We start from the raw sequence: 24,215 nt of genomic DNA on the forward strand, positions 1-24,215 counted from the left end.
ACGCCCTCCCCGACCCGCATCCGGCAGCAGGCAAGCCCAAAAAACTTGCGGTTAATTGCCTTTCAACAAAAAATAACGCCGGGCGAAAAGCCCGGCGTTTTGGCAACAACTAGCGGCGATGACCCGGTTTCAGGCCCGCAAGGCGTCCGCCAGCGTCTGCGCCGCCTGCTCCGCGGTCTCGACCTTCTCGGCTTCGACCATCACGCGCACCACCGGCTCGGTCCCCGATGCTCGGATCAATACCCGGCCCCGGCCCTCGAGCTGCGGCTCGATCACGGCGCGCGCCGCGCTCAGTCCCGCGTGGGACTGCCAATCAAAGCCCTTTTCCACGCGCACATTGATCAGCGTTTGCGGGAACAGCGAAACGCCTTCCAGCAATTGCGACAGGGTCTTGCCGCTGCGGCGCAACGCGGCCAGCACTTGCAGCGCGGAAACGATGCCATCGCCGGTGGTGTGGCGGTCCAGGCAGAGCAGATGGCCCGAACCCTCACCGCCCAGCGTCCACTTGCGCTTGTTCAGCTCTTCCAGCACATAGCGATCGCCCACCTTGGCGCGCACGAACTCCACGCCCTGGCGCTTTAACGCGAGCTCCACCGCCATATTGGTCATCAGCGTACCCACCGCGCCCTCCACGGCCTGGCCCGCCTGCAGGCGGTCCTGGACGATCAGGTACAGCAGTTCATCCCCGTTGAACAGGCGTCCGTCGCGGTCCACCACCTGCAGGCGGATCCGGCTGGTTGCCGATCGAGATCACGTCGGCGCCAAGCTCATGGAAGACGTGCGGAGCAATGTGGTAAGCGGCGCCATGCGCGCAGTCCACCACCAGCTTGAGCTTGTGCAGGTCCTGCTCGTAGGGGAACGTGCTCTTGCAGAATTCGATGTAGCGGCCAGCGGCGTCCTCGATGCGGCGCGCGCGGCCGAGATCGTCCGAGCGCACGCAGACCATCGGCTMTTCCAGCGCTTGCTCGATCGCCATTTCCACGGCGTCCGGCAGCTTGTCGCCATCGGCGGAGAAGAACTTGATGCCGTTGTCGTAGTACGGGTTGTGGCTGGCGGAGATCACCACGCCGGCCGACAAGCGCAGCGCACGTGTGAGATAGGCCACTCCGGGTGTTGGCAGCGGCCCGGTCAGCAGCACGTTGACGCCTGCGGAGGTAAAGCCGGCCTCTAGCGCGGCCTCCAGCATATAGCCGGAAATGCGCGTGTCCTTGCCGATCAGCACGGTCGGGCGTGCCTGATCTTGCTGCTTCGCGCCATGGGCGAGCACCATGCCCGCCGCATAGCCCAGGCGCATCACGAAGTCGGGSGTGATCGGSGSCTCGCCAACCCTGCCGCGAATCCCGTCCGTGCCGAAATACTTGCGTGTCATATGGTCATTCTCCCGTTGTTCGGTGTTGCGGATGCCGAATGCTAAAGGCTAAGCGCGCAATGCCGCATGCCCGCAATCAAAACAAATGTTAACAGGCAATAGTTTCATGGCGGATGGCCCACCAGATCTTGAGMGCATCCACCGTTTGTTCCACATCGTGCACACGCACGATATACGCCCCCCGTTCCGCCGCGCATACCGCCGCTGCGAGGCTGGCGGCGATCCGCTGCTGCGGCGGCCGCCCGCCCAGGATCGCGCCGAGCGTCGACTTGCGCGACAGGCCCACCAGCAAGGGCAGGCCATCCACCGCCAGTTGCGGCAGCTGGCCCAGCAACTGCAGATTATGATCCGGCGCCTTGCCAAAGCCAAAGCCCGGATCGAGCGTGATGCGGCTATCTGCCACGCCGGCGGCGCGCAGCGCGTCCACCCGCTCGCGCAGGAAACCAGCCACCTCGCGCACCACATCCTCGTACTGGGGTTGCTCCTGCATGGTCTGCGGATCGCGCTGCATATGCATCACGCATAGTCCGGCCTGCCCCGCCTGTGCCTCGCTCACCGCCTCGACAGCGCCAGGCATGCGAAAGCCCCAGATGTCATTGATCAGGTCCGCCCCGGCAGCCAGCGCCGCGCGCATGACTTCCGGCTTATAGGTATCGATGGATATCGGTCGGCCGCAGTCGCGCAGCGCCTCGACGATGGGCAGCACGCGCGCCAGCTCCTCGTCCAGCGGCAATGCCGCCGACCCCGGCCGGCTGGACTCGCCGCCGATATCGATGATGTCCACGCCTTCGGCAATCATGCGCTCGGCATGGCGCAAGGCGGCATCGCGGCCAGCATGCTGGCCGCCATCGGAAAAGGAATCGGGAGTGACGTTCAGGATGCCCATCACCAGCGGACGGCGGTCGCGCGCGAAGCGGTAGCGGCCGCACTGGAAACTCGAATCGGTTGAGATCGACGACAAGATACGAAAGGACAAAAGCCAGGAAAGTGGAAAGCCGCTGCGCGGCGTACGCGCCGGCAAAGAAAAAGCCGGCGCACAAGGCGCCGGCTTCAGGCTTGGTGAACGACCGTTACAACCACGACAACCGCGCCAGCGCGCTTCCGGATTACCGGAGCGCCGGCGGCACCATCGTGCCGGCCATCCGCTCAGGCCGTGGCCGGAGCGTTGGTCGGGGCCACCGGCGAGCCACCCGACGGGGTGTTGCCACCACCGTTCTGGCTGGACGCGCCACGCGGCGGCCGCGGCGGCTTGCCCGCCATGATGTCGTTGACCTGGTCCGCATCGATGGTTTCCCATTCCATGAGAGCCGCAGTCATGGCTTCAACCTTGTCGCGGTTTTCTTCGAGCAGGCGCTTGGCCAGGCCGTATTGCTCGTCGACGATACGGCGGATTTCCGCATCGACCTTGACCTGGGTAGCTTCCGACACCGTCTTGGACGACATCTTGCCGAACATGCCGTCCTGCTCGGTATCCACGTACACCATGGTGCCCAGGGTGTCGCTCATGCCGAAGCGGGTGACCATGTCGCGGGCCGTCTTGGTGGCGCGCTCGAAGTCATTGGAAGCACCGGTGCTCATGGCGTTGAGGAAGACCTCTTCCGCAGCGCGGCCGCCAAACAGGATGGCGATCTCGTCAAGCATGTTGTCCTTGTACTTCGAGTACTTGTCGTGCTCCGGCAGCTGCCACGTCACGCCCAGTGCCCAGCCGCGCGGCATGATGGTGACCTTGTGCACCGGATCCGCCTTGGGCAGCAGCTTGGCCACCACCGCATGGCCGGACTCGTGGTACGCGGTTGCGCGGCGCTCTTCTTCGCGCATGACCGTGGACTTGCGCTCCGGACCCATGTAGATCTTGTCCTTGGCGTCCTCGAAGTCCTGCATGTCGACCACGCGCTTGCTGCGGCGGGCGGCGAACAGTGCGGCTTCGTTGACCAGGTTGGCCAGGTCGGCGCCGGAGAAGCCCGGGGTACCACGTGCGATCACCGAGGCGTCGACGTCGTTGCCGATCGGCACCTTGCGCATGTGGACCTTGAGGATCTGCTCGCGGCCGCGGATGTCGGGCAGTCCGACATACACCTGACGGTCGAAACGGCCCGGGCGCAGCAGCGCCTTGTCCAGAACGTCCGAACGGTTGGTCGCGGCGATCACGATCACACCCGAGTTGGCCTCGAAACCGTCCATCTCGACCAGCATCTGGTTGAGGGTCTGCTCGCGCTCGTCGTTGCCGCCGCCCATGCCCGCGCCGCGGTGACGGCCGACCGCATCGATTTCATCGATGAAGACGATGCAGGGCGCCTGCTTCTTGGCATTCTCGAACATGTCGCGAACACGGGCCGCGCCCACGCCAACGAACATTTCAACGAAGTCCGAGCCGGAGATGCTGAAGAACGGCACCTTGGCTTCGCCGGCGATGGCGCGCGCCAGCAGCGTCTTGCCGGTGCCCGGAGGGCCGACCAGTAGCACACCGCGCGGGATACGGCCGCCCAGTTTCTGGAATTTCTGCGGATCCTTGAGGAAGTCCACCAGTTCGATCACTTCTTCCTTGGATTCATCGCAACCGGCGACGTCCTGGAAAGTGACTGCATTCTGGTTTTCATCKATCAGGCGCGCGCGCGACTTGCCGAAGGAGAAGGCACCGCCTTTCCCACCGCCCTGCATCTGCCGCATCATGTAGAACCAGAACACGATGATCAGCAGGGTGGGCCCGAGGTAATACAGGGCCTGGACCAGCATGTTGGGCTCGTCGTCTGCCTTGCCGGTGACCTGGACGCCGAACTTCATCAGATCGCCAACCATCCAGATGTCGCCCGGCGAAATAATGGTGTACTTCTGCCCTTCCTTGGGCGTCACCACCAGATTGCGGCCTTGCACGTCAACCCGGCCCACCTTGCCGGCCTTGGCATCATCCATGAACTGCGAATAGGTGACGCCTTCCTGCGTGCGGGGCTTGTCGAACTGCTTGAAGACGGTAAACAACACCAGCGCGATCACGAGCCAGATTGCCGCCTTTTGAAACARGTTGTTATTCAAGGCCAAACTCCTTTACGAACGCCTTGCCAACGGGATAGCTGCATTGTAATGCAGCGCCCGGCGTCGGGGTAAAAAGCAAATTCATCGAAGCGATAGGCACCGCTTCACCCCGCCGACTTGAGGAAACGCCCAAGAATGAAGGTCTCTGAAGACTTATCGCGTGACGCCTTGGGCTTGCGTTTCGCGACCACCTTGAACTGGCGCTTGAACTTCTCCACGATCTGGCTGTAGCCGCTGCCATGGAAACACTTTACCAGCAATGAGCCCTCCGGCTTCAGATGGGCCTGGGCAAATTCCAGCGCCAGGTCACATAAGTAATCGATACGGGCCGCATCGGCAAAGGCTACACCGGACAAATTGGGGGCCATGTCCGACAAAACAAGATCAATCTTTGCGCCGCCGGACGCTTGCAGCACGATTTCCTCCAACTGGCGAAATACGTCCTCCTCGCGAAAGTCACCTTGGATAAATGTGACGTCGGCGACAGCCTCCATCGGCAACAGGTCGATGGCGATCACTGCACCGTCGATGCCGCCGTCCTTGGCGCGCGTAGACGCCGCCAGCTTGTTGCGTGCGTACTGGCTCCAGCTGCCGGGGGCCGCGCCGAGGTCGACAATGACCTGGCCGGGGCGGATCAGCTTGTCCTGCTCGTCGATCTCCTTCAGCTTATACGCTGCGCGAGCGCGGTAGCCCTCGCGCTGCGCCATTTTGACGTAGGGATCGTTGATATGGTCGTGCAACCACGCCTGATTGAATTTGTTCTTGGCCATTCCGGATACATCTGTATGGAGAAAAACGCCGCCGGCCCGCGGCCGCCCGTGCGTTTTTCACTCGTTTTGCTGTTTTTGCAGCCTGACCGCGCCAGTTTGACGGATAATACGCGCCGATTCGCTTTTTCGGCACTTCGGTGCCTTGGTTTGCGCACCACTTGCGCGCCCATTTGCGCCCTCGCCTGCGCTTTACTTATGCCCGCTCTTCAACTTATTCCCGCCCAGCGTTCAGAACTCCGCTCCCGTGCCCATGGCCTCAATCCGGTCGTGATGATCGGCGGCGAAGGTCTGACGCGTCCGGTCCTGGCCGAAATCGACCGTAGCCTGGCCTMTCACGACCTGATCAAGATCCGCGTATTCGGCGACGACCGCGAAAGCCGCATCGCCATGTACGAAACCATCTGCGAAGATCTGGACGCCGCTCCGATCCAGCATATCGGCAAGCTGCTGGTGGTATGGCGTCCGGGGCCGGCCGTCCTGAAGGAAAATCGTCCGCAGGAACTGGGCCGCCTGGCCCCGCGGGGCGGCGCCGCCCCGCGCACCGTCACGGTCAAGAAGCCTAGCGCCGCGCCCAATCGGCGCCCCAAGCGCTCGCAAGTGACGGTGCTGGGCAATGAACGCGTCACCGCCGGCGGCAACGTCAAGCGCGCGCGCGTTCGTCCGACCAGCCAGAAGAAGAAAGCGCTCGACTGACGTCGAAGCCATGCCAGCGCGCCCGTCGGGGCCACTGGCATGGCAGGGGACGGCCACCTGGGCTCGCCCCTGCGCCTTACTCGCCAGCCGAGCGCGGCGCCGCTGCGCGCCACACGGTGACCAGCGCAAGCAAGCTGTGCACCAGGTAGAAAACGCTGGACACCCCATGCAGCATGCCGAATTGTCCCTTATAAGGCGACTCGGACACGCCCACGCCAAGCGCCGCCGCCTTCTCCTTCAGGTTTTCCATGAAGGGCTGGATGCCGAAATACCCTGCCAGCACACACAGCAGCATGCCCAGCACAAGCCAGCGCAGGCCGCGATAGCGTCCCGCGCCACGGCGGATCATCAGGTTGCACAGCGCCAGCTGCAGCACACCGACCACCACGCCGAGGATAGCCTCTGTCCTGAAGAGCTGCCCGGCGATCAAGCCTGCCGTCTCGCGGCTGGGCAGCACGGAAAACAACGTCGGGGCCACCATGTAGCCCACTGTCCACAGACTGCCGGCCCAGACCACGGTCAGCAGGAGGAAGATCCGATGCGGCAGCGGCGGCAGGCTCGAATAGGAGGAAGAGAACACGCAGCCTCGTTTAGACGTAGCGAACCGTGATGACTTCGTATTCGCGCTCGCCGCCAGGGGCCAGCACGATCGCCACATCGCCCTCGAACTTGCCGATCAGCGCACGCGCGATCGGCGAGCTGACGGAAATCTTGCCGCTATCCAGGTCGGCCTCGTCGTCGCCGACGATCTGGTAGCTCACGGGCTTGCCCGACTCCAGGTCTTCGAGGTCGACGGTAGCGCCAAACACGATGCGGCCATCGGTATCGAGCTGGGTCGGGTCGATGACCTGCGCCGCCGACAGCTTGGACTCCACCTCGATGATCCGGCCTTCGATAAAGGCCTGCTTTTCCTTGGCGGCGTCGTACTCGGCGTTCTCGGAGAGGTCACCTTGCGCACGTGCTTCGGAAATGGCGTTGATCACGGCGGGACGTTCGACGGCCTTCAGGCGCTGCAGTTCCTCTTTCAGCAGCTCGGCACCGCGCTTGGTAATCGGAATGCTCATGTCTTCGTTCAACAAAAAAATGAGCCGCAGCGGAGCAGGAACCATGCGCCGGCATCACTGCCCGGGGCACTTCCGCTCAACCGCGGCTTTGAGGTTGTCAGGTTGTATCGACGGTTAGATCGACGAAATTGCTGCTAGTTTAGGCCAAGACGGCCGCCCGCAGCAACTGCGGGCGGCCCGGAGGCCTTCAGCCGTCTACGCTACCGCCGTCTGGTCTTCGCGCCTCAGGCCAGCGAGGCGTGCAGGCTTTGCAGGTCATAGACCTCCAGGCTCTGCATGTGCTTGAGGCCCTCCACCGCGGCGCGCGCGCCGGCGATGGTGGTGTAGTAAGGCACCCGGCTGGCCAGCGCCGAGATACGGATCGAGCGCGAGTCGGCAATGGCGGTACGCGTCTCATCCACGGTGGTGAACACCAGTGCCAGCTCGCCGTTCTTGAGCATGTCGACGATGTGCGGGCGGCCGTCCTTCACCTTGTTGACCACGCGCACCGGGATGCCGGCGGCTTCGATGGCCGACGCGGTGCCGCGGGTGGCGACAATCGGGTAGCCCATGTCGTGCAGCATGCGCGCCACGCCAACCGCGTGCGGCTTGTCGCTGTCCTTGACGGTCAGCAACACGGTGCCCTTCTCCGGCAGGCGCGAGCCCGCGGCCAGCTGGCTCTTGAAGAGCGCTTCGCCGAAGGTCTTGCCCACGCCCATCACCTCGCCGGTGGAGCGCATCTCTGGTCCGAGCACCGGGTCGACGCCGGGGAACTTGTTGAAGGGGAACACCGCTTCCTTGACGCTGAAGTACGGGGGCACCACTTCATCGAACACGCCTTGCGAGTCGAGCGTCTGGCCCGCCATGCAGCGCGCGGCGATCTTGGCCAGCGACAGGCCGGTAGCCTTGGACACATAAGGCACGGTACGCGAGGCGCGCGGGTTCACTTCCAGCACGTAGACGATATCCTCGCCATTGACTTGCTGGATGGCGAACTGCACGTTCATCAGGCCGATCACATTGAGGGCCTTGGCCATCGCCGCGGTCTGGCGCTTGAGCTCGTCCACGGTGGCTTGCGCCAGCGAGTACGGGGGCAGCGAGCAGGCGGAGTCGCCCGAGTGCACGCCGGCTTGCTCGATATGCTCCATCACGCCGCCGATAAACACGCGCTGGCCGTCGCACAGGGCGTCGACGTCGCACTCGATGGCGTCGTTCAGGAAGCGGTCCAGCAGCACCGGGGAGTCGTGCGACACCTTGACGGCCTCGCGCATGTAGCGCTCGAGGTCGCGCGGCTCATGCACGATTTCCATCGCGCGGCCACCCAGCACGTACGACGGGCGCACCACCAGCGGATAGCCGATCTCGGTGGCCAGGCGCAATGCTTCGTCCTCGGCACGGGCGGTACGGTTGGGCGGCTGGCGCAGGCCCAGTTCATGCAGCAGCTTCTGGAAGCGCTCGCGGTCTTCCGCGGCATCGATCATGTCGGGGCTGGTGCCGATGATGGGCACGCCGTTGGCCTCCAGGTCCAGCGCCAGCTTCAGCGGGGTCTGGCCGCCGTACTGCACGATCACGCCGACGGGCTTTTCGCGGTCGACGATTTCCAGCACGTCTTCGAGCGTCAGCGGCTCGAAGTAGAGGCGGTCCGAGGTGTCATAGTCGGTCGACACGGTTTCCGGGTTGCAGTTGACCATGATGGTCTCGTACCCGTCTTCGCGCAGSGCCAGCGCSGCGTGCACGCAGCAGTAGTCGAACTCGATGCCYTGRCCGATMCGGTTMGGGCCGCCGCCCAGCACCATGATCTTGCGATTGGTGGTGGGGTCGGCTTCGCACTCGCCATGCTCGGCTTCATACGTGCCGTACAGGTAGGCGGTGTTGGTGGCGAACTCGGCGGCGCAGGTGTCCACGCGCTTGTACACCGGGCGCACGCCGGCGGCATGGCGTGCAGCGCGCACGGCTGCAGGCTCGGCGCCCATCAGCTTGGCCAGGCGGCGGTCCGAGAAACCCTTCTGCTTCAGGTGACGCAGCTCGGCGGCCGACAGGCTGTCCAGCTTGCGTGCCTTGACCAGGGTCTCGGTCTTGACGATGTCTTCGATCTGGGCCAGGAACCACGGGTCGATGGCGGTCTCGGCGTGCACTTCTTCCAGCGACATGCCGATGCGGAAGGCGTCGCCCACGTACCAGATGCGGTCCGGGCCGGCTTCGCCGATTTCCTCGACGATCTCGTCGCGGTCGGTGGACTTGTCATCCAGGCCGTCCACGCCTACTTCCAGGCCGCGCAGGGCCTTCTGGAACGATTCCTGGAAGGTGCGGCCCATGGCCATCACTTCACCCACGGACTTCATCTGGGTGGTCAGGTGGCTGTCGGCCTGCGGGAATTTCTCGAACGCGAAACGCGGCACCTTGGTGACCACGTAGTCGATCGACGGCTCGAACGAGGCCGGGGTCGCGCCGCCGGTGATCTCGTTCTTCAGCTCGTCCAGCGTGTAGCCCACCGCCAGCTTGGCGGCAACCTTGGCGATCGGGAAGCCCGTGGCCTTGGAGGCCAGCGCCGACGAACGCGACACGCGCGGGTTCATTTCAATCACGATCATGCGGCCGTCGGCCGGGTTGATCGAGAACTGCACGTTGGAGCCGCCGGTATCGACGCCGATCTCGCGCAGCACCGCCAGCGAGGCGTTACGCAGGATCTGGTATTCCTTGTCGGTCAGGGTCTGGGCGGGCGCCACCRTGATGGAGTCGCCGGTGTGGATGCCCATCGGGTCCAGGTTCTCGATCGAGCAGATGATGATGCAGTTGTCCTTTTTGTCGCGGACCACTTCCATCTCATACTCTTTCCAGCCCAGCAGCGACTCTTCGATCAGCAGTTCGCGGGTCGGCGAGAGATCCAGGCCACGCTTGCAGATTTCCTCGAATTCCTCGCGGTTGTAGGCAATGCCGCCGCCGGAGCCGCCCAGCGTGAAAGACGGGCGGATCACGATCGGGTAGCCGCCGGTCGCGGTTTCCTTGGCGATCTGCGTCTGCACGGCCAGCGCTTCTTCCATCGAGTGGGCGATGCCGGACTTGGCCGAGCCCAGGCCGATCTTGGTCATCGCTTCCTTGAACTTCTGGCGATCCTCGGCCTTGTCGATGGCTTCCGGCGACGCGCCGATCAACTCGACGTTGTACTTTGCCAGCACGCCATGGCGATGCAGGTCCAGCGCGCAGTTCAGCGCGGTCTGGCCGCCCATGGTCGGCAGGATGGCGTCGGGACGCTCTTTTTCAATGATGCGCTCGACCACTTCCCAGGTAATCGGCTCAATGTAGGTCACATCGGCCGTGTTGGGATCGGTCATGATCGTGGCTGGGTTCGAATTCACCAGCACGACCTTGAAACCTTCCTCGCGCAGCGCCTTGCAGGCCTGGGCGCCGGAATAGTCGAACTCGCACGCCTGCCCGATGATGATGGGGCCGGCGCCGATGATCAGGATGCTCTTTATGTCTGTGCGCTTTGGCATTGCACGCTCTCATTATTGGCCGGCCCGCACAATCGCGCGGGCCGCACCGGATATCAGGATTCGATTCAGTTCAGGGTGGCCGTCGCCAGCTTGGCGCCGAAACCGATGAACATGGCGCCTACCCCGCTCGCCATGCCCGCCGACAGGCGTCGTCGTCGGCGAAATGCTTCGGCCAGCCTGGCGCCCACGAAGATGATCGTGGTCAGGTAGGCGAAGCTGCACAACTGGCACACCAGCCCCAGCGCGACAAACGACAGCACCGGGTAGCCGAACTGCGGATCGACGAACTGGATGAAGAAGGAGATGAAGAACAGGATGGCCTTGGGGTTGAGCAGGCTCACCACCAGCGCCTTGCGCAACGGGCTGACCGCGCGGTCCACGGGCGTTTCAGCCTGCGCCGCCGTCCCGCCGTCGCTGCCACGGCTCAACCATGCGCGCACGGCACCGCGCAGCATCTGGAAACCGATCCAGCCCAGATAAGCGGCACCGATGTACTTCACCACGTAGAACAAGGCGGGGCTGGCCTTGAGCAGCGAGGCCACGCCCGCCGCCGACAGCACCATCAGGATGGCGTCCCCCAGGAACACCCCGCAGGCACCCTTGTAGCCTTCGCGCACGCCGCGTTGCGCCGCAACGGATAGCACATACATCGAGTTCGGCCCCGGCAGCAGCACGATAAAGATCGTGCCGAGCACAAAGGTCCAGAAATCGGTAATGCCCAGCGCGGTATGCATGAAGGCGTTCATCGGGTCGTCCTGCGGTCTGCTTGTCTACGTAACTTCTCGTCTTGGCTTGAACGTGCTTACTGGCGTGCGTCCGCCATCATCTTGGTGAAGCGATCGAACAGGTAAGCCACGTCGTGCGGGCCCGGCGATGCTTCCGGGTGGCCCTGGAAGCAGAATGCCGGCTTGTCGGTCAGCGCGAAGCCCTGTAGCGAGCCGTCGAACAGCGACACGTGGGTGGCGCGCACGTTGGCAGGCAGGGTGTCGGCGTCCACCGCAAAACCATGGTTCTGCGAAGTGATCACCACGCGGCCGTCGTCGAGGTCCTTCACCGGATGGTTCGCGCCATGGTGGCCGAACTTCATCTTCAGCGTCTTCGCGCCGACGGCCAGGGCCATGATCTGGTGGCCCAGGCAGATGCCGAACGTGGGGATGCCGCGGTCGATGAACTCACGGGTGGCACGGATCGCGTAGTCGCAGGGCTCGGGATCGCCAGGGCCGTTCGACAGGAACACGCCGTCCGGGTTGAGCGCCAGGGCATCTTCCGCGCTGGCTTGCGCCGGCAGCACGGTCACCTTGCAGCCGCGTGCGGCCAGCATGCGCAGGATGTTGAACTTCACGCCGTAGTCAAAGGCCACCACGTGGAAACGCGGCGACTCCAGCTTGCCGTAGCCTTGGCCCAGCACCCATTCGGTCTGGTTCCACTCGTACGGCTCCTTGGCCGACACCACCTTGGCCAGGTCCATGCCGGCCAGGCCGGGGAAGGAACGCGCCAGGTCGATGGCCTTCTGCACATTGTCCTCGCCAGCGAGGATGCAGCCGTTCTGCGCACCCTTCTCGCGCAGGATGCGGGTCAGCTTGCGGGTATCGATGCCGGCAATCGCCACCACCTTTTCCTGCTTCAGGTAATGGCCGAGGGAATGTTCCTTGCGGAAGTTGGAGGCCAGGAGCGGCAGATCCTTGATGATCAGGCCGGCGGCATGGACTTTCGTGGCTTCGACATCCTCAGTATTGACCCCGACATTGCCGATATGCGGATACGTCAACGTGACGATCTGCCGGGAATAGCTGGGGTCGGTGAGGATTTCCTGGTAACCGGTCAGAGCGGTGTTGAACACCACTTCGCCGATGGTATGGCCGGAAGCGCCAATGGAATAGCCACGAAAGACCGTGCCGTCTGCAAGCGCGAGAATGGCGGACGGAAAAGACGGTAACACGGGTAGGCTCCTGCTGGATTCACCCCGTGACCGACCTGCTCAACGCCTCTTGCCCCGTTTATCCGGCGGGGCGACAGGCAGCGCGCGGATTGTCGATTTCGTCGACTGGGCGCGATGCTTGTCGCCGGGGCCGTTCGCTCGGTGCTCGATACGCCACATAAAACAATGCGGCGGAGCCAGGGCGAAATGGGGGCGGCGGAAGGTGGAATTCGGTAGGCGCTAGGGTGAGGGGTTCTGAAAGCGAAACTTTTGGATTATACCCCGCGCCACCCATTTTCTCAAGTTATCAAGGACTTGCGGACGCCTCCGCCCTCTTCCGCGGGCCCGGCAGCCCGGCGGCATGCCAGGCCGCTGGCGTCATTCGCCGGCCGGCACCACCGCTGTCACCTCGATCTCCACCTTGGCGCGCGCCTCCACCAGATCGGCCACTTCGACCGCCGTCATGGCCGGAAAATGACGCCCGATGGTGGCGCGGTAGTGCTCGCCGATGGCGCGATAGGCCGCCACATATTCCACCTTGTCCTTCACATACCAGGTCATGCGCACGATGTGCTCCGGACGCGCGCCGCCCGCCGCCAGCACCGCCACGATATTGCGCAGCGCCTGGCCAACCTGCTCGGAGAAGTCGTCGGTTTCGAACTCGCACAGGCCGTTCCAGCCGATCTGTCCGCCGACAAAGAGYAGGCGGCTGCCCACCTGCATTTCGGTCATGGTGCCGTTCGAGTAGCCGCGTGGCGCGGCCCAGTCTGGTGGCTGGAGAATCTTCATGGTCGGTTTTCCGTAAGGTAAGAAGAGATTAGGATCTTGGATCGGGATCTTGTTTTCTGTTTGGCCGGCTTCGCTACGCCCCGGACGCGCGCATCGGTGCGGCCGCCGGCGCATCGGCCGCCAGGAACCGCTCCATGGCCGCGCGGACTGCCTGCGGCAGTGCGCGCGGCGTCATCTGCGCGGTATCCACGCATACCAGCCGCTGCGCGATCTCCACGCGCAGGTCCCCTGCCGGCCCGACAAAGCGCACCTGCAAGGAGAAACTGCTGCGCCCCAATCGCGTCACACGCAGCTCCCGCGTCAACAATTCGCCCAGGCGGCTGGGCGCGACAAAGCGGGTGGACAATTCTGCCGTCGGCACGCCGGCCTGGCCCGCGCCATGCATTTCGGCGAAGGGCCAGCCGAGCGCGTCGCGGAACCAGTCCTCGACCAGGTCGTTGAGTATCTCGAAGTAGCGCGGAAAGAACACGATGCCGGCAGCATCGCAATCCTTGAAGCGCACCCGCGCGGTGTTGCTGAAGAACTCGTTCACGGCTGCCTCGCCCCCCCCGGCGCTCCGCTCTGCTCGGCCATCTGCCGCAGGCGGAAACGCTGCAGCTTGCCGGTCTCGGTACGCGGCAGCGCATCGACAAAAATCACCTTGCGCGGATACTTGTACGGCGCGATCTCGGCCTTGACGTAGGACTGCAGTGCCGCGCAAGTCTCGTCGCTTGCCGCCACGCCCGGGCGCAGCACCACATAGGCGGCAACAATCTGGCCGCGCTCGGGGTCGGGCATGCCGACCACGCCGCACTCGGCCACCGCCTCGTGGCGCATCAGCGCGCTCTCCACTTCCGGCCCGGCGATGTTGTAGCCGGCCGAGACGATCATGTCGTCGGAGCGCGCCTGGTAGTAGTAATAGCCGTCGGCATCCGCCTTGAAGGTATCGCCCGGCAGGTTCCAGCCGTCCTTTACATAGTTGGCCTGGCGCGGGTCATCCAGGTAGCGGCATCCGGTGGGGCCGCGCACCGCCAGCTTGCCAACCGTGCCATGCGGCACCGGCTGCATCTGCTCGTCGACGATCTGCGCGATATAGCCGGGCACCACCTTGCCGATGGCACCGGGGCGCACTTCGGCGCCCGCGCTGGAAATGAAGATATGCATCATCTCGGTGCCGCCGATGCCATCGGTCATCTCGATGCCCGTGGCCGCCTTCCAGCTCTGGCGCGTGGCGTCCGGCAGCGCCTCGCCTGCCGACACGCTCTTCTGCAGGCTGGAGATATCGTAGCCCGGCGCCAGCGCAGCCATCTGCCGGTAGAAGGTCGGCGCGGTGAACACGATGGTGGCGCGCCAGGCCTGGATCAGCGCCAGCAGGCTTTCGGGCGTGAGCCGTTCCGCCAGCACGGTGGACGCCCCGACCCGCAGCGGAAAGCACAGGATGCCGCCAAGGCCAAACGTAAAGGCCAGCGGCGGCGTGCCGCAGAAGATATCGTCCGGGCCGGGCTTGAGGACGTGGCGGGGGAACAGGTCGCACATCGCGATCACGTCGCGATGGAAATGCATCGTGCCCTTGGGCTGCCCCGTCGTACCGCTGGTGAAGGCAATCAGGCAGATATCATCGGCCGTGGTATCGCAGGCTTCGAAGCGCTYGGGCTTGTTCGCCATCGCGGCTTCCACCGAACCGGCGCCGCTGCCGTTGAAGTACAGCGCCTGGGTCAGGCTCGGGCAATGGTGCTCGCCACCCGGCTTGAGGTTGGCCTCCAGCTCCTCGCGCAGGCGTTCGTCGCACAGCGCGGCGCTGACTGCCGCGCGGTCGATCACCTGCTTGAGTTCCTTCGCACGCAGCAGCGGCATGGTCGGCACCGCGATCAGGCCCGCCTTGACCACGGCCAGCCAGCACGCCGCCATCATCAGGTTGTTCGGGCCGCGCAGCAGCACCCGATTGCCCGGCACCAGCTTCATGTCGCCGGTCAGCACATGGGCGATGCGATTCGATAGCGCAGCCAGTTCGGCGTAGCTGACGGTACGGTGCGCGCCGTCTTGCTCGTAGCGGATTGCCACGCGCTCGCCGCGCCCCTCGCGCACGTGGCGTTCGACCAGTTCGAGCGCGCAGTTCATGCGCTMCGGATACCGGGTATCGGCGTTGAACAGGAACGCCGGCCACTGCTGCGGGGGCGGCAGGCGGTCCAGTGCATAGGTATCGAGGTGGGCTGTGCTCGCCATGGTTGTCTCCGCTTCCTTCATTCTGGTGATGCTGGTCAGGGTTATCCGCTCGCGCCGGCCGCGTCAGGCGCGGTGCTGCGCCAGCGTTTCGCGCGCGATGATCAGCTTCYGCACTTCGGTGGCGCCCTCGTAGATCCGCAAGGAACGGATCTCGCGATACAGGCTTTCCACGCGGGTGCCAACCTTGACGCCGAGGCCGCCGAACATCTGCACCGCGCGGTCGATCACCTGCTGCGCGTTCTCGGTGGCCACCATCTTGGCCATGGCTGCTTCACGCGTGGTGCGTACGCCGGCCACATCGCGCAGCCACGCGGCGCGGTAGGTCAGCAGCGCCGCCGAATCGATGGCAGTGGCCATGTCGCCGATGGCGGCCTGCGTCAGCTGCAGGTCCGCCAGCACGCCGCCGAACATCGGCCGTGCGGTGGCACGGGCCAACGCTTCGTCGAGCGCGGCGCGGCCAAAGCCCAGCKAGGCGGCTGCCACCGACGCGCGGAAGATGTCCAGCGTCATCATGGCCACCTTGAAGCCCTGCCCTGCCTCGCCAAGCCTTGCGGTGACGGGCACTCGGCAGTTCTCGAAACGCAGCGTGGCAAGCGGGTGCGGCGCCATCACGTCGATGCGCTCGGCGATGGTCAGGCCCGGGGTGTCCGCATCCACGACAAACGCGGAGATGCCGCGCGCACCCGGCGCCTCGCCGGTGCGGGCGAAGACGCAATAGAAGTCAGCGATGCCGCCGTTGGAGATCCAGGTCTTGACGCCATCGAGCACGTAGTGATTGCCATCCAGCACAGCACGGCATTGCATCGCGGCGACATCGGAACCGGCATCGGGTTCGGACAACGCGAACGCGGCAATCGCCTCGCCGCGCGCCACGCGTGGCAGGTAGCGTTCGCGCATGGCGTCGCTGCCGGCCAGCGTGATCGCGCCGCTGCCCAGGCCTTGCATGGCGAAGGCGAAGTCGGCCAGGCCATCATGGCGGGCCAGCGTCTCGCGCAGCAGGCACAGCGAGCGCGAGTCGAGCGTATCGAGCGCRCCGCCGTAGGCGGCTGGCACGCAGTAGCGCAGCCAGCCGGCCGCGCCGAGCTGGCGCACCAGCGCGCGGCAGGCGGCATCGGTGTCGCTGTGGTCGACCTTGAGCGAGGCCGTGGCCCACGCATCGAGCCGTTGCTCCAGTTCGCGGTGCGCGTCGTCGAAGAACGGCAGGGAGAGATAACTTTTGTCGGACATGGCTTGCTGTTCCTTTCAGTCGCCTTCGAACACCGGGCGCGTCTTGGCCACGAACGCGTCGTAGGCGCGGCGGAAATCCCGGGTCTGCATGCAGATGGCCTGCGCCTCGGCCTCGGCCTCGATGGCTTCGTCCAGGCCCATATTCCATTCCTGGTGCAGCAGCTTCTTGGTCACGCCGTGGGCGAACGTCGGGCCCGCCGCGATCTGCGCGGCCAGTGCCTGCGCCTCGGYGAGCACGGCGTCCGGCGCATGCAGCGCATTGAAGAAGCCCCACTGCAGCCCTTCTGCCGCGGTCATCGCGCGGCCGGTGTAAAGCAACTCGCTCGCACGGCCCTGCCCGATCACGCGCGGCAGCAGCGAGCAGGCGCCCATATCGGCACCGGCCAGCCCGACCCGCACGAACAGGAAAGCGGTCTTGGCCTGCGCCGTGCCCAGACGCATGTCCGAGGCCAGCGCCATCATCGCGCCGGCGCCGGCGCAGATGCCGTCGATGGCGCTGACGATGGGTTGCTGACAAGCCCGCATGGCCTTGATCAGGTCGCCGGTCATGCGCGTGAATTCCAGCAGCTCCGGCATGGTCATGCGCGTGAGCGGGCCGATGATTTCGTGCACATCGCCGCCCGAGCAGAAGTTGCCGCCGGCGCCGGTGATGACCACCGTCTTGATGTCGGTGGCGTAGCACAGGCCGCGGAACAGGTCGCGCAGCTCGGCGTAGGAATCGAACGTGAGCGGGTTCTTGCGCTCGGGGCGGTTCAGCGTCACGGTGCCGACCTTGCCGTCGGCCGAGACCGACCACAGGAAGTGCCGCGGCTGGTAGCCAGCGAAGCTGCGCTTGTGGTGGCGCATGTCCAGTGCTATTTCGCTCATCTCGTTTCTCGCTTGTTCATTCTGATTCTGGTTGGCTTGCATGCGTTGGCGTTCAACCCGCCATGACCTCGCCGCCGGCCACGGCGATCGACTGTCCGGTGATGGCGCTGGCCGACGGCTGGCACAGCCACGCCACGGCGTCCGCGACTTCTTCGGGCTGCACCAGCCGCCCCTGCGGATTGCCTTTGGCCAGTTCGGCACGGGCCTGCGCCTCGGTGCGGCCGGTCTTGCGCACGATGTTGGCGACCGCGTCGCGCACGATGTCGGTTTCCGTATAGCCGGGGCAGACGGCATTGACGGTGACTCCGCTGCTCGCCGCTTCCAGTGCCAGCGCGCGGGTCAGGCCAATCACGCCGTGCTTGGCGCGAGAGCAGGCGGCGCGCAATGGCAGCGCCGATGCCGCGCCCGCCGCCCGTGACCAGCGCGTGCCGGCCCTGCAGGGAAAGATGCGCATTCATGCTCAGTGATCCTCCGGCTGGCGGGCTTGCTGGGCTTGATGGGCTAGTTGCGCCGCTCGCTCCAGATTGGTCTCGAGCTGGCGCTTGCCTGCCTGGTATTGCTTGGGCCAGGCCAGGTCGCGATGACCAAGCCGCGCCGCTTCGTGAATGGTCCACGCCGGATCCGCCAGATGCGGCCGCGCAATCGCGCACAAGTCCGCACGGCCGGCGGCGATGATGCTGTCGACGTGATCCGCCTCGAAGATCGCGCCAACAGCGATGGTGGCGATGCCGGCTTCGTTGCGGATGCGGTCGGCAAACGGCGTCTGGTACATGCGGCCGTACACCGGTGCCTGGTCCGGGCTCACCTGCCCGGACGAGCAGTCGATCATGTCGGCGCCCGCAGCCTTGAAGGCGCGCGCAATCTCGATCGCGTCATCGGGCGTGATCCCGCCTTCGACCCAGTCGTGGGCCGAGATCCGCACGGACATCGGGCGCTCCTGCGGCCACACGGCACGCACGGCGGCAAAGACTTCCAGCGGGTAGCGCAGCCGCGCTTGCAGCGAGCCGCCGTATTCGTCGCTGCGCTGGTTGGTCAGCGGCGAAATGAAGCTGGAGAGCAGGTAGCCGTGGGCGCAGTGCAGCTCAAGCCAGTCGAACCCGGCTTCGGCAGCGCGCCGCGCGCTGGCCACGAAATCGTCGCGCACGGCGTCCATATCGGCGCGGCTCATCTCGCGCGGCACTTGCGAGATGCCCGGCATATACGGCAACGGCGATGCCGACAGCACCGGCCAGTTGCCTTCGGCGAGCGGATAGTCCATCTGCTCCCAGCCGAGTTGCGTGGAGCCCTTGCGCCCGGCGTGGCCGATCTGCATGGCGATGCGCGCGTCGCTGTTGGCGTGCACGAAATCGACAATGCGGCGCCAGGCATCGCGCTGCTCATCGTTCCACAAACCCGGGCAGCCCGGGGTGATGCGCGCATCCGGCGAGGTGCAGGTCATCTCCGCCACCACCATGCCGGCGCCACCGAGCGCGCGCGCGCCCAGGTGCGCCAGGTGGAAGTCGCCCGGCACGCCGCCGTCGCAGGAGTACATGGCCATTGGCGACACCACCACGCGGTTCTTCAGCGTGACATCGCGCACGCGGAACGGCGTGAACATCGGCGGCACGGCGCGGGCCTCTGCCACCTGTGCGGTGCTGTCGCCATTGGCGACGTTGACGGCCGCCTGCCCCGCCAGCCAGCGCTCGAAACCCTCGACGTAGCCGGGATCCCGCACGCGCAGGTTTTCGTGCGAGATGCGCTGCGAGCGCGTCAGCAGCGAATAGGCGAACTGCTCCGGTGCCATGCCCGCGTAGCGCTCGACATTTTCGAACCACTCGGTGGAGTTGCGCGCGGCATTCTGGATCTTGAGCACTTCTACGCTGCGGGTGGCCTGGTAGCGCTCCAGCGCCTGCGGCAGCACGTCGGCGCCGCCCGCGCCGGCATCGCGGATATTGTTGGCCAGGTCGATGGCGTCTTCCAGCGCCAGCTTGGTGCCGGAGCCGATCGAGAAATGCGCGGTATGCGCGGCGTCGCCCATCAGCACCACCGGCACGCGGCGGCCATCGGCCAGCGTGTTCCAGCGCACCCAGGTGCCGCAAATCACGCGGGGGAATCGAATCCAGTTGGCGGAGCCGCGCAGGTGCGTGGCGTTGCTGATCAGCGCATTGCCATCGAGGTAGCGGGCGAACAGCCGTTCGCAATAGGCTACCCCTTCCTCCTGGCTCATCTGCTCGATGCCGGCGGCACGCCACACGTCTTCGGGTGCCTCGACAATAAACGTCGACGTGTTGTCGTCGAAGCGGTAGGCATGGGCCTGGAACCAGCCGTGCTCGGTTTTTTCAAAGGCGAACGTGAAGGCGTCAAACAGCTTGCGCGTGCCGAGCCAGACAAAGCGGCACAGGCGCGTATCGATATCGGGCTGGAAGGTCTCGGCATAGCGCCCGCGCACGCGGCTGTTGATGCCGTCGGCGGCAATCACGAGGTCGGCCCGGTATTGCTGCGCCAGTTCCTGGTCGTCCGCCACGTCGGTCTCGAACACCAGGTGCACGCCAAGCGCCTCGCAACGCGCCTGCAGGATGTTGAGCAAGCGCTTGCGGCCGATGCCGATAAAGCCATGCCCGCCGGAGCGCAGCGTGCGCCCGCCGATATGGATATCGATATCGTCCCAGTGGTTGAACGCCGCGTTGATCTGCTCCGCGCTGACGGGGTCGGCCTGCTTGAGGTTGTCCATGGTGGCATCGGAGAACACCACGCCCCAGCCAAAGGTGTCATAGGGCCGGTTGCGCTCCACCACGTAGACCTCGTTGGATGGGTCCCGCAGCTTCATCAGCAAGCCGAAGTACAGGCCCGAGGGGCCACCGCCGATACAGAGCACTCGCATTTTTTCGTCTCCTGCGTGCCGGCTTGCGCCCTGGGATTCTGAGTTCCAGGAGCGCCGTGCGGCACATACGATGCGCGGGAGCGCATCTAGATCATGCTTAAATATTTGATGCTTAAAATATTAGTCCGCATGCGCGCCCCTGGCAAGGACAATCTTTTGCGCAGTGCAGCGCCCGCCGGAAGGCGGGCGCCCGTGCCTTTAGCCTTGCATCGCCGCCTGCAACTGCGCGAGTGCGGTCGGATCCTCAATCGTGGTCAGGTCGCCCGGGTCGCGCCCTTCCGCCACCGCCTGCATGGCGCGGCGCAGCAGCTTGCCGGAGCGCGTCTTGGGCAGCGCATTGACAAAGAACACGCGTGCCGGGCGCGCCACCGCCCCCAGTTGCTGGTCCACCGTCTTCATCACGTCGCCCTCCAGCACCAGCCGCTCTGCCTGGGTGGCGGTACGGCCCGCGTCGCGCACGATCACGAAGGCCATCGCCACCTGGCCCTTGAGCGCATCGTGCACGCCCACCACCGCCACCTCGGCCACCGCCGGGTGCGACGAAATGCTCTCCTCGATCTCGCGCGTGCCAAGACGGTGGCCCGCCACATTGATCACATCGTCGGTACGGCCGAGGATAAAGATATAACCATCCTCGTCCTGCACGCCCCAGTCGAACGTGGAATAGCAGCGCCGTCCCGGCACGCCGGACCAATACGTCTTGACGAAGCGTTCGTCGTCGCCCCACACCGTGGTCATGCAGCCCGGCGGCAGCGGCCCGTCGATGGCGACCACGCCTTTCTGCCCCGGCAGGCATTCGGCCCCGGTGGCCTCGTCGACGATCTTCAGGTCATAGCCATACACCGGCACGCCCGGCGAGCCGAGCTTGGCCGGCAGCGGGTCAAGGCCGCGCTGGATGGCGATGATCGGCCAGCCCGTCTCGGTCTGCCAGTAGTTGTCCACCACCGGCTTGCCGATACCCTGCTGGATCCAGCTCGCGGTGGGCTCATCCAACGGCTCGCCGGCCAGGAACAGCAGGCGCAGGCTGGAGAGGTCGTAGCGCGTGAGCCAGGCCGGGTCCTGCTTCTTCAGCACGCGAATGGCGGTGGGCGCGCYGAACATGATGTTCACGCGGTACTGCTCCACCAGCTGCCACAGGATGCCGCCGTCCGGGCGGATCGGCGTGCCTTCGTACATGACCGTGGCCATGCCCGCCAGCAGCGGCCCGTAGACGATATAGCTGTGCCCCACCACCCAGCCGATATCGGAACTGGAGAACATGGTGTCGCCCGCCTTGCCGCAGAAGATGTACTCCATCGAGGCCGCCAGCGCGACCGCGTAGCCGCCGGTATCGCGCTGCACGCCCTTGGGCTTGCCGGTGGTGCCGGACGTGTAAAGCACGTAGGACGGCTCGCTCGATTCGAGCCACACGCACGGCACGCGCGCCGCGCCAACGCGTTCGCGCCAGGCGCCATAGTCTTCATCGCGGCCAGGCGTGCGCGTCATCGGGGAAAGCTGGCGATCCACCAGCAGCACGCGCTTCGGCTTGTGCGTGGCCAGTTTCACCGCCTCGTCCAGCAACGGCTTGTAGGGCACCACCTTGCCGGCGCGCGAGCCGGCATCCGCACTAACGATCACGCGCGGCTGCGCATCGTCGATGCGCGCGGCCAGGCTCACCGAGGCAAAGCCGCCGAACACGACGGAATGAATGGCGCCAATGCGCGCGCAGGCCAGCATGGCGAACGCGGCCTCTGGAATCATCGGCATGTAGATCAGCACGCGGTCGCCCTTTACCACGCCCAACCGCTGCAGGATCGCGGCCATGCGGTTGACCTCGCCGTGCAATTCGGCGTAGCTGTAGGTGCGGTGCTGGCCGGTTTCAGTCGATACGTAGATCAGCGCGGCCTGGTCCGCGCGCTCGGCCAGGTGGCGATCGACGGCGTTATGGCAAAGATTGGTGCGGCCACCGACGAACCACCGGGTGAATGGCGGGCGGCTGTCGTCCAGCACGGTGTCGAACGGGGTTTCCCAGTCGATGCGGCGAGCCTGTTCGGCCCAGAAGCCTTCAGGGTCGCTCAGCGAACGGGCGTGCAGGGCACGGGTGGCCGTCATGGCTTGTCTCCTCCGCTTGGATGCGGGCTGTAGATTTGTTGGTTTGCTAGTTTGTTGATTTGCTGCCGCTAGTTTGCCACCACTGGGGCGGCATGGCGCCTGGCATGCCGTGGCCGATCCGGGCCACAGGTTCCCGCAGTCTGGGCATGCCGCCTTACGCAAGTCTTACCCACGATACGCCGCACCAAGCAAAAGGGCGTGCCATTGGCACGCCCTTGATCTGGCTCAAACCCGCTACCGCTTCAGCGCGCGTGCACCTTGGTCCTTGCCGGCCCCGCCGCTGATTTGGTGGCCGGCTTCGCAGAGGCCGGCTTGGCGCTGGCCTTGGCTGCCGAAACGGTGGGCACGGGCTTGGCCGATGACCTTGCCGTGGCCGCGGCGCCCTTGCGTGGCGCAGCCTCGACCGTCACGCGCTGGCGCGGCGCGGCGCGTCCCTTGGCCGATCCCCGCACCGGCTCGGCCCGCACGGGGACCAGCGCGGAAGCGGTGGGTGCCGGGTCGGGCGCGCTGGCCAAGCGAGCCGCCGAGCGCGCCGGCACCATCAGCACCAGGCTCTGCCCCGCCACCAGCTTGGTGCCGGAGAGCTTGTTCCAGGCCTGCACCTGGCCAGCCGACACACCATAGCGATGCGCGAGCGTTGCCACCGTATCGCGCCGCCCGGCCCGCACCACCACGCGGCGTGCGTCGGGCACGTCTGGCTCCATGGCCATCGTGGCGCTTTCTGCCAGCGTGGCGCTGATGTCCTGGTTGTGATCCTCGGAGCGCGGCACTACCACCGTGGAGCCGGCCTTCAGCCGCATGCCTTTGGGAATGCGGTTGATCTCGCGAATCGTGTCCGCGTCGATATTCAGCCGTGCCGCCAGCGCCTCGATGCGCTCGCGGTTATCTACCGTCACGGCCGTCCAGCTCGACAGGCCGCCACGATAGGTGTTCAGGTTGTACTGGAAGCGCTCGGCGTTATCGAAGGGCAGCAGGATCTGCGGATTTGCCGCGCCCAGGATCACCGGCCGGTTGAAGGACGGATTGAGCGCCTTGAACTCGTCGAGCGGCAGGTTGGCGAGCTTGGCCGCCAGCTTGACGTCGATGTCGCGCGAGGTGGTCACCGTGACAAAGTACGGGTGATCCGGAATATCCGGCAACTTCACCCCATACAACTGGGGATTGGCAATGATGTTCTTGACCGCCTGCAGCTTCGGCACGTAATAGCGCGTCTCGTTGGGCATGTTCAGGCTGGCGTAGTCGGTCGGCAGCCCGCGCGCCTGGTTGCGCGCGATGGCGCGCGACACCGCGCCCTCGCCCCAGTTGTACGCCKCCAGCGCCAGTTGCCAGTCGCCGAACATGTCGTACAGCCGCTGCAGGTAGTCCAGCGCAGCATCGGTCGAGGCCAGCACATCACGCCGCTCGTCGCGGAACATGTTCTGCTTCAGGTTGTAGCTCTTGCCGGTGCTGGGAATGAACTGCCACATGCCGGCGGCCTTGGCGGTGGACTCGGCCTGCGGGTTGAACGCGCTCTCCACGAACGGCAGCAGCGCCAGYTCCGTGGGCATYTTGCGSCGCTCCAGCTCCTCGACAATGTGGTACAGGTAGCGGCTCGAGCGCCCCACCATCCGTTCCATGTATTCCGGGCGCTGCGCGTACCACTGCGTGCGATCGTCAACCAGCGTGCCTTCCAGGTCCGGCATGCCGAAGCCGCGGCGGATGCGGTCCCAGATGTCGCTCGACGGCCCGCGCAGCCAGTCCAGGCTGTCGCGGTCCACGTTGATGACACCTGCGCTGTTGATCGAATTGAGCGGATCGGGCTTGGAAATCGCAGGCCTGGAAGCGGAGGCGGTCGCTGTGGCGCCATCGGCGCCATCGGGCGG

16 protein-coding genes and 3 pseudogenes are annotated in these 24,215 nt (G+C 65.5%); 1 reads left to right on the top strand and 18 read right to left on the bottom strand.

From position 1 onward, the window contains the following. Nucleotides 1–129: 129 nt before the first annotated feature. The 4 genes and pseudogenes from AC1DS3_RS14050 to AC1DS3_RS14065 form a co-directional block, all read right to left on the bottom strand. Nucleotides 130–1,369: pseudogene (locus tag AC1DS3_RS14050) on the bottom strand (phosphoglucosamine mutase). An 88-nt stretch (nt 1,370–1,457) separates the two neighbouring features. Beyond that, nucleotides 1,458–2,255 (bottom strand): dihydropteroate synthase, encoded by a 798-nt coding sequence (folP, locus tag AC1DS3_RS14055; protein WP_441637011.1) that lies wholly within the window; start codon nt 2,253–2,255, stop codon nt 1,458–1,460. 260 nt (nt 2,256–2,515) lie between these two features. Next, nucleotides 2,516–4,399, bottom strand: a complete 1,884-nt coding sequence (gene ftsH, locus AC1DS3_RS14060; RefSeq protein ID WP_150983315.1) for an ATP-dependent zinc metalloprotease FtsH — start codon at nt 4,397–4,399, stop codon at nt 2,516–2,518. A 104-nt stretch (nt 4,400–4,503) separates the two neighbouring features. Beyond that, nucleotides 4,504–5,169, bottom strand: a complete 666-nt coding sequence (locus AC1DS3_RS14065) for an RlmE family RNA methyltransferase (RefSeq protein WP_441636921.1) — start codon at nt 5,167–5,169, stop codon at nt 4,504–4,506. 195 nt (nt 5,170–5,364) lie between these two features. Between AC1DS3_RS14065 and AC1DS3_RS14070 the strand changes: the two genes are divergently transcribed. After that, a complete protein-coding gene (locus tag AC1DS3_RS14070; protein WP_477127394.1) occupies nt 5,365–5,862 on the top strand; it encodes a YhbY family RNA-binding protein in 498 nt (165 codons plus the stop codon). 76 nt (nt 5,863–5,938) lie between these two features. Here AC1DS3_RS14070 and AC1DS3_RS14075 read toward each other — a convergent pair whose 3' ends face one another. The 14 genes and pseudogenes from AC1DS3_RS14075 to AC1DS3_RS14140 all read right to left on the bottom strand — a co-directional run. Then, a complete protein-coding gene (locus tag AC1DS3_RS14075; RefSeq protein WP_441636923.1) occupies nt 5,939–6,442 on the bottom strand; it encodes a DUF4149 domain-containing protein in 504 nt (167 codons plus the stop codon). Between the two features lie 10 nt (nt 6,443–6,452). Then, nucleotides 6,453–6,926 (bottom strand): transcription elongation factor GreA, encoded by a 474-nt coding sequence (gene greA / locus AC1DS3_RS14080; protein ID WP_043352072.1) that lies wholly within the window; start codon nt 6,924–6,926, stop codon nt 6,453–6,455. Nucleotides 6,927–7,150: 224 nt separating this feature from the next. Beyond that, on the bottom strand, nt 7,151–10,399 hold the full coding sequence (gene carB / locus AC1DS3_RS14085) for a carbamoyl-phosphate synthase large subunit (RefSeq protein WP_477127387.1): 3,249 nt from the start codon (nt 10,397–10,399) through the stop codon (nt 7,151–7,153). A gap of 65 nt (nt 10,400–10,464) precedes the next feature. Next, entirely contained in the window at nt 10,465–11,145 is a 681-nt protein-coding gene (gene leuE, locus AC1DS3_RS14090; protein ID WP_441636927.1) for a leucine efflux protein LeuE, read from the bottom strand. 56 nt (nt 11,146–11,201) lie between these two features. Next, on the bottom strand, nt 11,202–12,338 hold the full coding sequence (gene carA, locus AC1DS3_RS14095) for a glutamine-hydrolyzing carbamoyl-phosphate synthase small subunit (protein ID WP_441636929.1): 1,137 nt from the start codon (nt 12,336–12,338) through the stop codon (nt 11,202–11,204). A gap of 357 nt (nt 12,339–12,695) precedes the next feature. Then, nucleotides 12,696–13,106, bottom strand: coding sequence for a RidA family protein (locus AC1DS3_RS14100; RefSeq protein ID WP_441636931.1), 411 nt, complete (start codon nt 13,104–13,106; stop codon nt 12,696–12,698). A 73-nt stretch (nt 13,107–13,179) separates the two neighbouring features. Beyond that, entirely contained in the window at nt 13,180–13,638 is a 459-nt protein-coding gene (locus AC1DS3_RS14105) for an acyl-CoA thioesterase (protein WP_441636933.1), read from the bottom strand. Then, complete coding sequence (locus AC1DS3_RS14110; RefSeq protein ID WP_477127388.1) at nt 13,635–15,308, bottom strand: AMP-binding protein; 1,674 nt, start codon at nt 15,306–15,308, stop codon at nt 13,635–13,637. Before AC1DS3_RS14110 ends, AC1DS3_RS14105 begins: the two co-directional genes overlap by 4 nt. Before the next feature lie 63 nt (nt 15,309–15,371). Continuing rightward, nucleotides 15,372–16,535: an acyl-CoA dehydrogenase family protein gene (locus tag AC1DS3_RS14115; protein ID WP_477127389.1), complete on the bottom strand. Its 1,164-nt coding sequence runs from the start codon at nt 16,533–16,535 to the stop codon at nt 15,372–15,374. Nucleotides 16,536–16,550: 15 nt separating this feature from the next. Then, nucleotides 16,551–17,402, bottom strand: coding sequence for an enoyl-CoA hydratase family protein (locus AC1DS3_RS14120; protein WP_477127390.1), 852 nt, complete (start codon nt 17,400–17,402; stop codon nt 16,551–16,553). Nucleotides 17,403–17,454: 52 nt separating this feature from the next. After that, nucleotides 17,455–17,772: pseudogene (locus tag AC1DS3_RS14125) on the bottom strand (SDR family oxidoreductase); the annotation flags it as partial. 90 nt (nt 17,773–17,862) lie between these two features. Then, nucleotides 17,863–20,262 (bottom strand): bifunctional salicylyl-CoA 5-hydroxylase/oxidoreductase, encoded by a 2,400-nt coding sequence (locus AC1DS3_RS14130; RefSeq protein WP_441636943.1) that lies wholly within the window; start codon nt 20,260–20,262, stop codon nt 17,863–17,865. Nucleotides 20,263–20,460: 198 nt separating this feature from the next. Next, nucleotides 20,461–22,404, bottom strand: a pseudogene (locus tag AC1DS3_RS14135) (propionate--CoA ligase); the annotation flags it as partial. Between the two features lie 191 nt (nt 22,405–22,595). Next, nucleotides 22,596–24,215 (bottom strand): transglycosylase SLT domain-containing protein (locus AC1DS3_RS14140; RefSeq protein ID WP_477127391.1); only part of this gene is annotated, 1,620 nt, incomplete at its 5' end.

It is taken from the genome of Cupriavidus sp. 01L46 (genome assembly GCF_056399905.1).

Coding starts and splice junctions, on each gene's coding strand:
- AC1DS3_RS14065 (WP_441636921.1), bottom strand. CDS start 5,169: ATGGCCAAGAACAAATTCAATCAGGCGTGGTTGCACGACCATATCAAC.
- greA (WP_043352072.1), bottom strand. CDS start 6,926: ATGAGCATTCCGATTACCAAGCGCGGTGCCGAGCTGCTGAAAGAGGAA.
- AC1DS3_RS14130 (WP_441636943.1), bottom strand. CDS start 20,262: ATGCGAGTGCTCTGTATCGGCGGTGGCCCCTCGGGCCTGTACTTCGGC.
- leuE (WP_441636927.1), bottom strand. CDS start 11,145: ATGAACGCCTTCATGCATACCGCGCTGGGCATTACCGATTTCTGGACC.